We start from the raw sequence: 14,864 nt of genomic DNA, 5'->3' as shown, positions 1-14,864 counted from the left end.
GCGGCGCGAAAATCCGCGCCGCGCCGCAACACCGCCTGATCCGCAGGCGGACAGCACAGGTGCCCCTGCGCAGGGGTGTCTGTGCGGCCTGATCCCTTTGCAAACCCGTTGCAAGCCGTTACTTCAGGCAGCCAAGCGCCCTACAGGAGAACGTCGTGTCACGTCCCGTCATCGGCATCATCGGCAACAGCCACCTGATCAACGACACCTATCCCGTGCAGGCGTCCGGCGACATGAACATGGAAGCGCTGCGCACCGTTTGCGATGCCGTGCCGATCATCATCCCCGCCGATACCGCGATGATCGATGCCGCCGACGTGCTGACCCTGTGCGACGGGATCGTGCTGCCCGGTGGCCGCCCCAACGTCCACCCCGAGGAATACGGCGAAGACGAGACCGAGGCGCATGGTACCTTCGACCGCAACCGCGACCGTCTGGTGCTGCCGCTGATCCGCGCCTGCGTCGAGGCCGGTCTGCCGGTGCTCGGCATCTGCCGGGGCTTTCAGGAGATGAACGTGGCCTTCGGCGGCACGCTGCACCCTGAAATCCGCGATCTGCCGGGGCGCGACAACCACCGGATGCCCCCCGATGGATCGCTGGAGGACAAGTTCGCCATTCGCCACATCGTGACCCTGACGGAAGACGGCGTGTTCCACCGGATCATGGGGTCGCAGACCATCCTGACCAATTCACTGCACGGGCAGGGGATCAAGACCGCCGGCGCCCGCGTCATCGTCGAAGGTCACGCCCCTGACGGCACGCCGGAGGCGATCCATATCGCGGACGCGCCCGGTTTCGCGCTGGGCGTGCAGTGGCACCCGGAGTTTCAGGCGGGCCTCGACCCCGTCTCGCGTCCGCTGTTCGCGGCGTTTGGTGAGGCTGCGGGCGCTTGGGCGCAGGGTCGCCGCATGCCCGCCCGCAAGGTGGGCTGACGGGCTGGGCCGCATCGCGTCTGATGCTTTGCACCTAGGCGGTTTGCGGCGTCACCCGATCGTCAACTGCGCGACCCGGTCGCCGGTGACGTCGAACGTCAGGCGCAGGTCCACAGGGCTTCCCGGAAAGTCTCCGGTCAGGTGGGTCGCCACCGTCGTCCGGTCCGCACTGGTCCGTGCCGACAACAGGTCCTGACGGTAGCTGACCTTGGCCACCCCTTCGCGCCACTGGCGGATCGCATCGTGTCCTTGGTGGGTGCGGCCCTCGTCATGGGCGATGCCATCGGGAGGGAAGGCGTCGGCGACTTCAACAGGGGTGCGGGCTGCGAAGTATCGTACGACGGGCAGGGGAACGGTGTCGGTCATGGCTCTGTCCGTTTTGACTGGAAGGTGTCGGTGGGGCTGATACGTGGCACCCCGTGCCGATCTGCAGGAATCGCACCGATATGCTTCATTGCGTCGCATATGTGCAACCGCGCACGATGGCGGCAACGACCTTGTCCGCCGACGACGCCACCCGCACGTGCCCCGCGCAGTGACCCTTGCACGCCGTCCCACCCCGCCGCACTCTCGCGCCCAACCCGAGGAGGACTGCATGAAACGATCCCGCATCAACGACATCATGGCCGAAGCGGACGCCATGATCCGCAGCCACGGCTTTGCCCTGCCCGCATGGGCCTATTGGACGCCGGACGAATTCAAGGCCCGCAAGCATGAGGCCGCCGAGGTGATCCGCGCCCGCAACGGCTGGGACATCACCGATTACGGCGCGGGCCGCTATAACGAGATGGGGTTGTTCCTGTTCACCCTGCGCAACGGGCGGCTGGACGATCTGCAGCGCGGCGGCGGCATGTGCTATGCGGAAAAGCTGCTCATCTCCAAGCAGGATCAGCTCTCGCCGATGCATACCCACGCGCTGAAGGCCGAGGACATCATCAACCGGGGCGGGGCCACGCTGGTGGTGGAACTCTACGGCTCGGACGATCAGGGGCGGTTCGATGCGACGGCGGGCGGCATGGTGATGTGCGACGGGCTGCGGCGCGACTTCGCCCCCGGCGAAAAGTTGCGCTTCGCCCCCGGCGAAAGTGTCACGCTGATGCCGGGTCACTGGCACGCCTTCTGGGGCGACGGCGGCGACGTGTTGATCGGAGAGGTCAGCACCGTGAACGACGACGAGACCGACAACATCTTTCGCGAACCCATCGGGCGCTTCAGCCGGATCGAGGAGGACGTGCCCCCCACGCATCTGCTGGTCAGCGATTACCGCACCTGGCTGGGGGCCGACTGAAGGCCCATGTGATCGCAGGCCCGGCGCGCTGGCAGGCACGCCGGGCCGCCCTTGCGCCGCGCCATTGCCGCGCAGAGCAACGGGGCGCAAGTCCGGGTGAGGGGGCCGCGGGTCAGACCCGCAGCAGCTCCGCCTCGTGTCGCCTCAAACAGCGGCGCGCCGTGTCGCCGTAGTGTTGCAGGTCGGCACGCAGCTCTGGGAACACCGCGAACAGCTCCTCTCGTGCCGCATCGTGGATCGCGTCGAGGCCGACGGCACCGGGATGGAAGCTTTCTGTCGCGGCCCCTTCGGCAAAGACGATCTCGTGCGCGTCGAACATCATGTGGATGTAGGTGACTTGGCCGCCAGCCTCTCGCGTGACCTGTGCGCCGTCCACCAGATGCCGTGCCGCGACCAGAACCTCGGTTTCACCGAAAAGCAGCTCTGCCCGGTAGCCCTGAAACAGCATCCGGTGCTGCGGCGATACCAGCAGGTCGCTGTCCTGTCCCGTCAGCACCCCCGGGCGGATACGGATGGGGGCAAACCGCCCCGCCGCACGCACGGTGCGTTGCTGGATCCAGCGGATCGGCTGCAGGCCGTGGTCGCGCGTCATCACCAGATCGCCGACGCGCAGCGTGGCGATGTCGCGCGCGCCCATCGGCGTGGCGATCCGCGTGCCGGGGGTGAAGCAGATGATCCCCTCGATGCTGGTGTAGTCGACCGTGGTGCCGTTCAGCAGGGTCAGCGTGCCGCTGGCGGACGGATTGGCCCTGAAGTCGGGCAGACCGCTGGCGATCTGGCTGCGGTCGATGATCAGCCGGTCGAACCCGTCGCCACCGGCGACAACGATGCGACCCGCCGGGCCCGTGGTCGAGTCCGGCAGGATGAAGTCGTCGTTCTCGGCCCCGCCGTCCGCCGTATCGCCCAGTCCAAGGGTCAGCCGGTCCGCACCCGCGCCGCCGAACAGCGTGTCGCGGCCCTCGCCGCCGTCCAGCACATCGTTGCCGTCGCCGCCGGTCAGGACGTCGTCACCGGCCTCGCCCGACAGTGTGTCGTCGCCCGCGTCACCCGACAGGGTATCGTCGCCGTCGCCGCCGGACAGGCTGTCGTTGCCCGCACCGCCCGCGACGCTGTCGCTGCCCGCCCCTGTCCGCACGGTGTCGTTGCCGTCCCCGGCGTCGATCACGTCGTCGTCGGGTCCGGCGCCCGGTGCGGCGGCGTCGCCGCCGTCCACCCGGTCGCCGTCCGCATCGACGTAGCCCCCTGCGATCAGGTCGTCGCCTGCGGTGCCCGACACGGTGCCGTCTGTCGGCGGGATCCCGAGGGCCGCGAGGAAGGCCGGGTCGGCCGCCGCCACCGGGTCGATCCCGTTCAGAACGATGCTTTCGCCGTTGGGGAAACCCAGCATGGCATTGCCGTTGCCGTCGTCGGTGACGGTGACATCGGCCACGTTCACCGGCTGCCCCTGCGCGTCGCGCAGGTCCGACACGTCCAGCAGGTCCTGCGGGGTAAAGCTGCCGTCCGGGTTGGCGACCGGCCCCGCAAAGGCAAAGACCACGTCGTCGCCGCTGCCGTCGCGCAGCACGACCGTGTCGGTCATGCCGTCCGCGGCGCCCAGGTCGATGCGGTCGTCGCCCGCACCCCCCTCGATCCGGTCGGCCCCCGCGCCTGCCAGGATGCTGTCGTTGCCCGCGCCGCCGATGATGCTGTCGTTGCCCGCGCCACCATCGATGGTATCGTCGCCTGCACCACCGTCGATGGTATCGGCACCGGCCCCCGTCGCGATGCGGTCGCTGCCGGTGCTGCCCGTCACGCGGTCGTCGCCGCTACCGGTCACCACACCCTCGATCTGGGTGAACGTGACGGTGTCGCTGCCGTCCGTCAGGGTGCCGGCCCCCGGTGCGGACAGGGTCACGGTCAGGTCGTCGGTGACGGCGCTGCCGTCCAGCGTGTCGCCGGTGACTTCGCCGCCATTGCCGCCCGTGACGCTGTCGTCGCCGAACCGGTCGAACAGGCGGAACACGTCGTCGCCGGCGCCCATGTCCACGGTGTCGTCGCCTTCGCCACCCAGCACCGTGTCGCGGCCTGACCCAAGGAAGAAGCGTTCGATCTCGGAGAAGCTGACCGCGGTGTCGTTCGTGGCGTTGCCGTCGCCGAGCCCTGCGGTCAGCGTGCCCTGCTCCGGCCCCGTCAGGGTCAGCGTCGTGTCGGCCGTGATCGTGCGGGCATCGAGCGTATCGCCCGTCGTCTGCCCGGCCTCGCCGCCGATGATCGTATCGTTACCGTCGCCCGGGCCCACGACGAAGGTGTCGTCGCCGTCGCCGCCCGACAGGCTGTCGTTGCCGGTGCCGCCCGACAGCGTATCCGCGCCGTCGCCGCCGAACAGGCTGTCGATGCCGGCACCGCCCGACAGGATGTCGGAACCGGCCTCGCCATAGAGCGTGTCGTCGCCGGCCCCACCATCCAGCGAATCGTTGCCGGTCCCGCCGAAGACCGTGTCGCGACCGGCCCCCGCGCGGACGATATCGTCGCCGCCGCCCGCCGCGATCACGTCGTCGTCGCCGGTCATGCCCGGCAGGATCGCGTCGCCGGCATCCACCCGGTCGCCGTCCGCGTCGGTATAGCCCCCCTCGATCACGTCGGCCCCGGCGGTGCCGGTGACCGTGCCGTCGGGCAGGGGGATGCCCATCGCATTCAGGAAGAAAGGATTGGCCGCCTGCGCCGGTGTGACACCGACGACCGTCAGACTCTCGCCACCCGGAAAGGTCAGGACCGCGTTGCCGCTGCCGTCGTTGCCCACCACGACGTCACGCACGTTGACGCGGTTGCCCTGCCCATCCAGCATGGCCTCGGCGTCGATCTGGTCGCGGCCGACGAAGCCGCCATTGCCATCGGCGATCGGGGCCTCGAACCCCGTGACGATGTCATTGCCATCGCCGGATCGCATGACGACCACATCGACCGCGCCGTCGGATGCGCCTGCATCCAGCGTGTCGCTCCCCGTGCCCCCCACCAGCGTGTCGGTCCCGGTGCCGCCGATCAGCGTGTCGTTGCCAGCCCCGCCGAACAGCGTGTCCGACCCGATACCGCCAGCGATCGTGTCGTTGCCCGCGCCGCCGAACAGCGTGTCGGCGCCTGCGTCGCCGGACAGGCTGTCATTGCCTGTCCCACCCGTGACCGTGTCGTTGCCCGCGCCCGCCACGACGGTGCCTGCGGTATTCGACAGGGTGATGGTGTCGGCGCTGGCCGAGCCTGTCACGTTCTCGAAGTTCGCGATCGTGTCGCCGGTGGCATCGCCGCCGGTGGCCGTGTTTGTGGCGAGGTTGACGGTGACGCCCGCCGCGCTGTCAGCATAGTCGAGCGTGTCGATCCCCGTGCCGCCGTCGAGGCTGTCGGCCCCGGTGCCGCCACGCACCACGTCATTGTCCGCGCCGCCAGCGATCGTGTCGTTGCCCGCGCCGCCGAACAGCGTGTCGGCGCCTGCGTCGCCGGACAGGCTGTCGTTGCCATCCTCGCCGAACAGGACATCGGCGCCGTCGCCGCCGCTGGCAGTGTCGTTGCCTGCGCCACCGAACAGCGTGTCCGTGCCCGCCTCGCCCAGAAGGGTGTCGTTGCCGGCCTCGCCATACAGAATGTCGGCCCCGTCGCCGCCGAAGACCTGATCGTTGCCGAGGCCCGCGAACACCGTGTCGTTGCCGCCCTCGGCCCGGATCAGGTCGTCGTCGCCTGCGGCCCCGGTCAGCACCGCGTCGTTGCCATCCCGCCGGTCACCGTCGCCGTCGACATAGCCCGCACCGATTGTGTCGTTGCCCGCGGTGCCGCTGACCGTGCCGTCGGGCAGGGGGATACCGATCGCGTTGAGGAAGAACTCGTCCGCCGCCAGCGCTGGCGACAGACCGACGACCACAAGGGCGTCGCCCGAGGGGAAGGTCAGGACCGCATTGCCGTTCGCATCCGTGCTGACCACCACGTCGCGGGTGTTGACGCGGTTGCCCTGCGCGTCGAACAGGTTGGTCACGTCGAGCGTGTCGAGCGAGCTATAGCGCCCGCCGCCGATGGCCACAGGTGCGTCACCGCTGGTGACGGTGTCGCGGCCAAAGCCGTTGCGCAGGACCAGCACGTCGGCGGCCCCGTCGGCTCCGCCGCCGTCGATCGTGTCGTTGCCGGCCCCACCCTCGATCCGGTCGGCACCCGCGCCGCCGAACAGCATGTCGTCGCCAGTACCGCCTGCAATACTGTCGTCGCCCGCGCCGCCAAGGATCGTGTCGGATCCGCTGCCGCCGGTGATGCTGTCGTTGCCCGCGCCCGCATCGACGTCGATGCCACCCGTGGCCAGCCGCCCGTCGATGGTGTCCGCCTGCGCGGTCGTGACGACTCGCTCGATCTGGTCGAAGGTGGTTTGCCCACCGGTCGCGCCATAGGTCGCGGTACCCGCCTCGTTGCCGGAATACGTCACGTTCACGCCGGTTGCACCGCCAAGGGACAGCGTGTCCGTCTCGGTGTTGCCCGCGTCCTCGCCGCCCGTGACCGTGTTGGTACCGTCACTGTCCGTCACCACGAACAGGTCGGACCCGGTGCCGCCAAGGAGCTGGTCGTTGCCGGCCCCGCCGGACAGGGTGTCGTTGTCGGCGCCGCCGAACAGCACGTCGTTGCCCGCATCGCCAGACAGGCTGTCGGCCCCGGTCTGGCCATGGATGGTGTCGTCGCCCGCACCGCCCGCCAGCATGTCGGCCCCGTCGACGCCGTTCGTCAGCGTGATGTCGTCCAGAAGCGCGCCGTAGCTGTCGTTGTCGCCGATTTCGGTAAACCGCAGGGTATAGGTGCCGCTGGCAGGCAGGCCCACGTCGAAGCTGTAGGTGGTCCACGCCGGTGCGACGGTCTGCGGCAGCACGGTCTGCGTGAACAGCACGTTGCCCTGCGCGTCGAGGACATCCACGCGAAAGCCGTCGATCCCCGTCTTGCCAGAGGTGGTGCCCGACGCACCGGGGCGCATGCCTGCGCGGAACCCGAGCGTGGTCATCCCCGGCTCGGTCACGGTGATGTTCTGCTGCATCACCGTGGTCTGGCCGGCGCTGCCATCCATCTCGACCACACCGTTGGTCGCGCCGTTGGTCAGATAGGTGGCTTCGGAGTTATACTCGATATCCGTGCCGGTCCAGCCGTTGGCGTTGCCGTTGAAGCCGCCGTTCGTGATGGTGCCGTTGGCGGTGCCGCCGACGATGATGTCGTTGCCGTCGCCGCCCTGGATGCTGTCGGCGCCGCTGCCGCCGTACAGCCGGTCGTCGCCGATGCCGCCGTCCAGCGTGTCGTCACCCACCCCGCCCAGCAGCGTGTCGATGCCGGCATCCCCGCGCAGACTGTCGTTGCCATCGCCACCGTCGATGTAATCGTTGTCGGCCCCGCCGGAAACCGTGTCGTTGCCGGCACCACCGAACAACCTGTCGTTGCCGGCACCCCCGTCAATGCTGTCGTCGCCGGCACCGCCGTCGATGCTGTCGTCACCTGTACCGCCGTCGATCCGATCGGCACTATCGCCGCCAAAGATCGAGTCGTTGCCGGCCCCGCCGAAGATCGTGTCGTTGCCGCTGCCGGCATAGACGTAGTCGTTGCCGTCGCCGGCATTGATGGTGTCGTCGCCTGTCGCGGTCTCTGACGACGTGGTGCCGCCATAGATGACATCGGACCCCGCCGTGCCGTTGATCGCCGCATCGTTGCCGCCGGTGCCGGTGATGACCCCGACGTTCGGGGCCGTGGTGACCGCCGCGCCGGTGATGTTCGTCGGAAACGCCACGTCCGGCACGAACCGCAAGGTGCCGTCGGTCCCGAGCATGTAGACGCCGTCACGAAAACCGCTGCCGCTGCCCGATGTGAAACTGACCCGCCCGCGTCCGAGGGTCTGTGCCATCGTGAAGTTGCCGATGGTCGAAGCGGCATCGTTCGCGTTCAGTCGCCCGTCCGCGCCTGTGCCAAAGAGAAGACCGAAAGGCATGGGGCGTTTCTTTCTGAGCGGGGCCGGTTCGTGGCCGATGGGCAAGTTTGATCTGGATCGGTGAATTGCAGCCGCCCACGGCGTAAGTACGCCGACGATTGGGCTTTAATGCGGCGCGGCCGGTCGGATCCGGCGTGCGATGTCCGGCCGGAGCCGGCCCTGTCGCGATCGTGCGGTGCGGCATGGGCGCGACAGCGCGCCCGCCATGTGCCCTTGAAGCCCCCCTTGCGGGTGCATAGACTTAGGTCGAACCGAACGGGCGCGCGCAGTCCCGCGTCCAGAACCAGAGGCCACCTTCCATGCATGACCCCGTTGCGACCTACATGAACCTCGTGCCCATGGTGGTCGAACAGACCGCACGCGGCGAACGCGCCTATGACATCTTCAGCCGCCTGCTGAAGGAACGGATCATCTTCGTGAACGGCCCGATCCACGACGGCATGAGCCAGCTGGTCGTGGCCCAACTGCTGCACCTTGAATCGGAGAATCCGAAGAAGGAGATCAGCATGTACATCAACAGCCCCGGCGGGTCCGTCGTGGCGGGGATGAGCATCTACGACACGATGCAATACGTGCGCCCCAAGGTGTCCACGCTGGTCTGCGGTCTGGCCGCGTCGATGGGCTCCGTCATCTCGATCGGCGGCGAGCCGGGGATGCGCTATGCGCTGCCGAACGCCGAGTTCCTCGTGCACCAGCCGTCCGGCGGGGCACAGGGCACCGCCGAGGATATCCTGATCCGCGCCCGCAACATCGAAGCCACGCGCGAGCGGATGTACAAGCTTTACGTCAAGCATTCCGGCCAGCCGCTGGCCAAGGTGCAGAAGGCGCTGGACCGCGACAAGTGGATGACCCCCGAGGAAGCCAAGGAATGGGGCCACATCGACGAGATCGTGGTCAACCGCGAACGCCCCGAAGAGGCCTGATCCAGACCCGCGCCGCACCCCGGCATGCCGCCGGGGTGCGACGATCACACCCGCCTGATCGTGTCGCACCCGCATGATTTTGGCGTTGTGGCCCTGTCGGCGCTGTCCTAGTGTTTCGGATCACGACAGCGCCACACCAAAGGGCCCACCCAATCGGCCCCACCCATCGGCCCACGGCCAAAGGACACGACCCATGGCAAGCACCACCGGAAGCGACAGCAAGAACACGCTTTACTGCAGCTTCTGCGGCAAGAGCCAGCACGAGGTGCGCAAGCTGATCGCAGGGCCGACCGTGTTCATCTGCGACGAATGCGTCGAGTTGTGCATGGACATCATCCGCGAAGAGACGAAGACGGCCTCGCTGAAATCCGGCGACGGCGTGCCGACGCCGCGCGACATCTGCAAGGTGCTTGACGATTACGTCATCGGCCAGATGCATGCCAAGCGCGTGCTGTCGGTCGCCGTGCACAACCACTACAAGCGGTTGAACAATTCCGACAAGTCCGACATCGAGCTGTCGAAGTCCAACATCATGCTGATCGGCCCCACCGGCTGCGGCAAGACGCTACTGGCGCAGACGCTGGCCCGCATCCTCGACGTGCCGTTCACGATGGCGGACGCGACGACCCTGACCGAGGCGGGATATGTGGGCGAGGATGTGGAGAACATTATCCTCAAGCTGCTGCAGGCGTCCGAGTATAACGTGGAACGCGCGCAGCGCGGCATCGTCTATATCGACGAGGTCGACAAGATCACGCGCAAGTCCGACAATCCGTCCATCACCCGCGACGTGAGCGGTGAAGGCGTGCAGCAGGCCCTGCTGAAGATCATGGAAGGCACCGTTGCCTCCGTCCCGCCGCAGGGCGGGCGCAAGCATCCGCAGCAGGAATTCCTGCAGGTCGACACGACGAACATCCTGTTCATCTGCGGCGGCGCCTTCGCTGGTCTGGACAAGATCATCGCCCAGCGTAGCAAGGGGTCCGGCATGGGGTTCGGTGCCAACGTCAAGGGCCCGGACGAGCGTGGCGTGGGCGAGATCTTTACCGACCTCGAGCCGGAGGATCTGCTGAAGTTCGGGCTGATCCCGGAATTCGTCGGTCGTCTGCCGGTGATCGCGACGCTGACCGATTTGGATGAAGACGCGCTCATCACCATCCTGACCGCGCCAAAGAACGCATTGGTCAAGCAGTACCAGCGCCTGTTCGAGATTGAGAACACCAAGCTGACCTTCACCGACGACGCGCTGAAGGCCATCGCGAAACGCGCGATCGCCCGCAAGACCGGTGCCCGCGGCCTGCGGTCCATCATGGAGGACATCCTGCTGGACACGATGTTCGAACTGCCGGGGCTCGACACGGTGACCGAAGTGGTCGTGAACGAAGAAGCGGTCGGCCCCGACGCCAGCCCGCTGATGATCCACGACGACAAGAAGAAGAAGGAATCGGCCAGCGCGTAAGCTGTGCGGTGGATTCTGACAACGCTTCCGAAGAGGGTCGCTGCCACCGCAGCGGCCCTTTTCTGTCGGGGTGGTCCTGTTCCATACCTATCCCGCACGGATCCAGCGGGTACCGTCATCATCTACGCTCCCATAGCGCGGCTCGGCGCCTGCATCAGCTTCGGAGACTGAGCCATGACCGTCACCCGCATCACCACCGGATCACCCTTCGAGGCGCAGATCGGCTATTCCCGCGCCGTCGTGGCGGACGGCTGGGTTTTCGTCGCGGGGACCACGGGCTATGACTATGCCACGATGACCATGCCGGACGACGTGACGGACCAGTGCCGCAACGCGCTGGCCACCATCGCGGAGGCGTTGGGGCAGGCGGGCAGCGGCCTCGATCACGTGGTGCGCGTCACCTACATCCTGCCGGACGGCGCCAATTGGGAACCCTGCTGGCCCATCGTGGCCGACGCCTTCGCCACCGCGCGGCCTGCGGCCACGATGCTGATCGCGGGCCTGCAGCGGCCAGAGATGAAGATCGAGATCGAGGTGACGGCCCGCGTCCCCTGACCCCGGTGCCACTGGACCTTTGCCCCCGTTTGGGCCATGAAGGAACCAACCTGACAGGGCCAACCAAACCCGGAGATCGCCATGGGCTTCGCTCGTTCCTTTGCACGCTGTTTCACTTGGTGGGACGGGCAGACTTTTGCCACCCAGTTCTGGACGTGGCGCAAGGGACAGAAGGTCGGCGTGGATGCGGGTGGCAACATCTTCTACCGCAACGCCGACGACAGCCGCCGCTGGGTGATCTACAACGGCGAGGCCGAGGCGTCCAAGGTCGCGCCCGAATGGCATGGCTGGCTGCACCGGACATGGGACGAGCCGCCCACGACCGCCCCGCTGGTCCACCAGCCGTGGGAGCAGCCGCACCTGCCCAACCTGACGGGCACCGTGGACGCCTATGCGCCCAAGGGGTCGATCCGTGGCAAAGCCCCCGTCGCGCGCAGCGATTACGAGGCGTGGACGCCGGAATGATCCGTAGACTGGCATTGGCTACGCTGCTGCTGCCGGGCGCGGTCGCGGCGCAACAGGCGACGTCGGTCGGAACCGGAGAGTTCCGCGTCCTGGACAAGGTGACGGGACAGCTGGCAGAGCTGAGCCTGGCGGTTGGCGAGACGGGCAGCGTCGGCACCCTGCAGGTCCGCATGAACGACTGCCGCGTACCGACCGACAACCCCACAGGGGATGCCTATGCGGAGCTCGACGTGACGGACCGCGACGATCCCACGCCCGTATTCAGCGGCTGGATGATCGCCTCTGCCCCCGCGCTGAACGCAATGGATCACCCGCGCTACGACGTGTGGGTCATGTCCTGCGGCAGCTGATCCAGCGGGATCGGACCGGGCGGCCCCCAGGTGGCGCTGCAGTGAATGGCCTCCATCAGACGTGCCTCGTAGGTGCGGCGCGTCACCTCCACCCCGCCGAGCGAGGCCAGATGCGGCGTGATGAACTGCGTGTCGAACAGCACGAAGCCTTGCGCCCGCAGCCGCGCCACGGCGCAGGCGAGTGCGACCTTTGACGCGTCCGTGACGGTGGAAAACATGCTTTCGCCAAAGAACGCGGCACCGATGGTGACCCCGTAGACGCCGCCGACAAGTGTGCCGTCCTGCCAGACCTCGACCGCGTGGGCATCGCCCTGGGTGTGCAGTGCCACATAGACGTCAAAGATTTCGGCGTTGATCCACGTCTCGTCCCGCGCGGCACAGCCCCGCACGACACCGGCGAAATCGGTGTCGGTGGTGGCCGTCAGATGCCCGCGCCGCAATGTCTTGCGCAGGCTGCGCGAGATGCGGAAGGCATCCAGCGGCAGCACGCCGCGCATCCGGGGCTGGACCCAGAACACCTCTGTCGCGTCGCGCGTCTCGGCCATGGGAAACACGCCCTGACGGTAGGCGTGCAGCAGCAGGTCCGGCGACAGCGCCTGCGTCATGCCCTAGCCGAGGTTCGACGCAAGCCAGTGTTCCAGCCAGTGGATGTTGTAGTCGCCGGACTGCACGGCAGGTTCCGCCAGCAGCGCGTGGAACAGCGGGATCGTCGTGTCCACGCCGTCCACGATCAACTCGCCCAATGCGCGCGACAGACGCGCCAGCGCCTCTGGCCGGTCGCGGCCATGCACGATCAGCTTGCCGATCAGGCTGTCGTAGTAAGGCGGGATGCGGTAGCCGTCATAGAGCGCGCTGTCCATCCGCACGCCAAGGCCGCCCGGCGCGTGATACTGAGTGATGGTGCCGGGGCAGGGCGAGAAGTTCGGCAGCTTTTCCGCGTTGATCCGCACCTCGATGCTGTGACCGCGGATCTGCAAATCGTCTTGCGTGAACGACATGGGCAGACCGGCAGCCACGCGGATCTGTTCGCGCACGAGGTCGACACCGAAGATGTTCTCCGTCACCGGATGTTCCACCTGCAGGCGGGTGTTCATCTCGATGAAATAGAACTCGTCGTTCTCGAACAGGAACTCGATCGTGCCCGCGCCGATGTAGTTGATGCGTGCCACGGCATCTGCGCAGACCTTGCCGATGCGCGCGCGCAGTTCGGGCGTGATCGCGGGGCCGGGGGCTTCCTCCAGGACCTTCTGGTGGCGGCGCTGCAGGGAACAGTCACGCTCGCCCAGATGGACCGCGTTGCCCTTGCCGTCGCCGAACACCTGGATTTCGATGTGGCGGGGCGTGGTCAGGTATTTCTCGATATAGACTTCGTCGTTGCCGAAAGCGGCCTTCGCCTCGGCCCTTGCCGAATGGAACGCCTTTTCCATGTCGGCAGCGGTCTGGGCTACCTTCATGCCGCGCCCGCCGCCACCGGCGGTCGCCTTGATGATGACCGGATAGCCGATCTCTTCGCCGACGCGCTGCGCATCCTTCAGCGTCGGCACGCCGCCGTCCGATCCGGGCACGCAAGGCACGCCGAGCGCCTTCATCGTGTCCTTGGCGGTGATCTTGTCGCCCATCATGCGGATATGCGCCGCGGTGGGGCCGATGAAGGTCAGGGAATGATCCTCGACCACCTGCACGAAGGCTGCGTTTTCCGACAGAAAGCCGTAGCCCGGATGGATCGCCTGCGCGCCCGTGATCTCGCACGCGGCGATGATCGACGGGAAGTTCAGATAGGATTGCGCGGACGCCGGCGGGCCGATGCACACCGCCTCGTCGGCCATGCGCACATGCATCGCGTCGGCGTCGGCGGTGGAATGGACGGCCACGGATTTGATGCCCATCTCGCGGGCGGCGCGGACGACGCGCAGGGCGATTTCGCCCCGGTTGGCGATCAGGATCTTGTCGAACATGGCGCAGCCCCTATTCGATGATCATCAGGGGCGCGCCGAATTCCACCGGACCGCCATCCTCGACGAGGATGCGTTTCACGGTACCCGACCGGGGGGCGGGGATGTGGTTCATGGTCTTCATCGCCTCGATGATGAGGAGGGTATCGCCTTCCTTCACCACGGTGCCGATCTGGGCGAAGGGGGCGGCGCCCGGCTCTGCCGCCATGTAGACGGTGCCGACCATGGGCGAGGTCACGGCACCCGGATGGGCGGCCGGATCGTTCTGCACGGCCATGGGGGCGGGCATCAGGGCGCTCAGCGCGGGGGCCGCCGGGGCCGGGATCAGCGCCTGCTGCGGGGCGGGGGCCATCTGCACGTGGCGGCTGACGCGCACGTTCAGGCTGTCGTTTTCCGCATAGTCGCGCTTGACCTGCAGTTCGGTCAGATCGTTGGCGCGCAGCAGTTCGGCCAAGGCCTGAATGAAGCTGACATCGCTGTCCTGAGAGGTCTTGTTGCCCATCTGTATCCCGGCCGTTGTTCGTGTTGCGACATGGGCGCGACCCGTCGGGCCGCGCATTTCGCACGCTTATAGGCTATGGGGCACGGGGTGGAAAGCGGTCCTGACCGGATCGGCTCAGGTAGGCGGATCGATGGCGTCGACGGGGCCGCGCGGCAGCATTGTCACGCCGTAAGGTTTCAGGACGCGCACCACCGGATCTGCGCCATCCGCATCTGACGACAGGCGTGTCCGCGCGATGGCCGCGGCCTGATCGGCGCTGGTACCGCCGATCCCCGTCTGTGCGACCCCCTGTGCTGCCGCCTGTGCACCTGCCCGTGAGTCGTCGCGCGCAATCCCGATTGGGGCGGGCGGGACTGCGGGTGGCGGTGGCTGCACCCAGGATGACAAGGGCGGCCGGACGATGGGGACGGCGGCGATGGCGATGTCCATGGCATGATCCTGACGGCTGAACGATTCGAAACGCGCTGTCCTGA

General features: G+C 67.5%; 13 protein-coding genes. 7 read left to right on the top strand and 6 right to left on the bottom strand.

The genetic code is table 11. From position 1 onward, the window contains the following. The first annotated feature begins 155 nt into the window (after positions 1-155). On the top strand, positions 156-932 hold the full coding sequence (locus BMX16_RS02025) for a gamma-glutamyl-gamma-aminobutyrate hydrolase family protein (protein ID WP_089898128.1): 777 nt from the start codon (positions 156-158) through the stop codon (positions 930-932). A gap of 51 nt (positions 933-983) precedes the next feature. On the opposite strand, the gene BMX16_RS02020 is transcribed toward BMX16_RS02025, so the two are convergent. Beyond that, complete coding sequence (locus BMX16_RS02020; RefSeq protein WP_089898125.1) at positions 984-1,298, bottom strand: nuclear transport factor 2 family protein; 315 nt, start codon at positions 1,296-1,298, stop codon at positions 984-986. Between the two features lie 229 nt (positions 1,299-1,527). On the opposite strand from BMX16_RS02020, the gene BMX16_RS02015 reads away from it, so the two are divergent. Next, positions 1,528-2,220, top strand: coding sequence for a D-lyxose/D-mannose family sugar isomerase (locus tag BMX16_RS02015; protein WP_089898123.1), 693 nt, complete (start codon positions 1,528-1,530; stop codon positions 2,218-2,220). 112 nt (positions 2,221-2,332) lie between these two features. On the opposite strand, the gene BMX16_RS02010 is transcribed toward BMX16_RS02015, so the two are convergent. Beyond that, entirely contained in the window at positions 2,333-8,188 is a 5,856-nt protein-coding gene (locus BMX16_RS02010) for a Hint domain-containing protein (RefSeq protein ID WP_089898121.1), read from the bottom strand. Positions 8,189-8,487: 299 nt separating this feature from the next. On the opposite strand from BMX16_RS02010, the gene BMX16_RS02005 reads away from it, so the two are divergent. The 5 genes from BMX16_RS02005 (at position 8,488) to BMX16_RS01985 (ending at position 11,937) form a co-directional block, all read left to right on the top strand. Further along, on the top strand, positions 8,488-9,111 hold the full coding sequence (locus tag BMX16_RS02005; RefSeq protein ID WP_089898119.1) for an ATP-dependent Clp protease proteolytic subunit: 624 nt from the start codon (positions 8,488-8,490) through the stop codon (positions 9,109-9,111). 193 nt (positions 9,112-9,304) lie between these two features. Next, on the top strand, positions 9,305-10,567 hold the full coding sequence (gene clpX / locus BMX16_RS02000; protein WP_089898118.1) for an ATP-dependent Clp protease ATP-binding subunit ClpX: 1,263 nt from the start codon (positions 9,305-9,307) through the stop codon (positions 10,565-10,567). 174 nt (positions 10,568-10,741) lie between these two features. Then, complete coding sequence (locus BMX16_RS01995; RefSeq protein ID WP_089898116.1) at positions 10,742-11,122, top strand: RidA family protein; 381 nt, start codon at positions 10,742-10,744, stop codon at positions 11,120-11,122. Between the two features lie 81 nt (positions 11,123-11,203). Next, entirely contained in the window at positions 11,204-11,587 is a 384-nt protein-coding gene (locus BMX16_RS01990; protein ID WP_089898114.1) for an NADH:ubiquinone oxidoreductase subunit NDUFA12, read from the top strand. Beyond that, positions 11,584-11,937 (top strand): DUF2155 domain-containing protein, encoded by a 354-nt coding sequence (locus BMX16_RS01985; protein WP_089898111.1) that lies wholly within the window; start codon positions 11,584-11,586, stop codon positions 11,935-11,937. The genes BMX16_RS01990 and BMX16_RS01985 overlap by 4 nt, the downstream gene beginning before the upstream one ends. Here the strand turns inward: BMX16_RS01985 and aat are convergent. The 4 genes from aat to BMX16_RS01965 form a co-directional block, all read right to left on the bottom strand. Next, on the bottom strand, positions 11,904-12,542 hold the full coding sequence (aat, locus tag BMX16_RS01980) for a leucyl/phenylalanyl-tRNA--protein transferase (RefSeq protein WP_089898109.1): 639 nt from the start codon (positions 12,540-12,542) through the stop codon (positions 11,904-11,906). The genes BMX16_RS01985 and aat overlap by 34 nt on opposite strands. Before the next feature lie 3 nt (positions 12,543-12,545). Continuing rightward, a complete protein-coding gene (gene accC, locus BMX16_RS01975; RefSeq protein WP_089898107.1) occupies positions 12,546-13,892 on the bottom strand; it encodes an acetyl-CoA carboxylase biotin carboxylase subunit in 1,347 nt (448 codons plus the stop codon). Between the two features lie 10 nt (positions 13,893-13,902). Next, positions 13,903-14,391, bottom strand: coding sequence for an acetyl-CoA carboxylase biotin carboxyl carrier protein (gene accB, locus BMX16_RS01970; RefSeq protein WP_089898105.1), 489 nt, complete (start codon positions 14,389-14,391; stop codon positions 13,903-13,905). 114 nt (positions 14,392-14,505) lie between these two features. Further along, positions 14,506-14,820: a hypothetical protein gene (locus BMX16_RS01965; RefSeq protein WP_089898103.1), complete on the bottom strand. Its 315-nt coding sequence runs from the start codon at positions 14,818-14,820 to the stop codon at positions 14,506-14,508. Between the last annotated feature and the right edge of the window lie 44 nt (positions 14,821-14,864).

The organism is Loktanella fryxellensis (assembly GCF_900110065.1).
Taxonomy (GTDB): Bacteria; Pseudomonadota; Alphaproteobacteria; order Rhodobacterales; family Rhodobacteraceae; genus Loktanella; species Loktanella fryxellensis.
The sequence above is the reverse complement of the archived record's forward strand: the minus strand, read 5'-3'. Positions and strand labels throughout refer to the sequence as shown.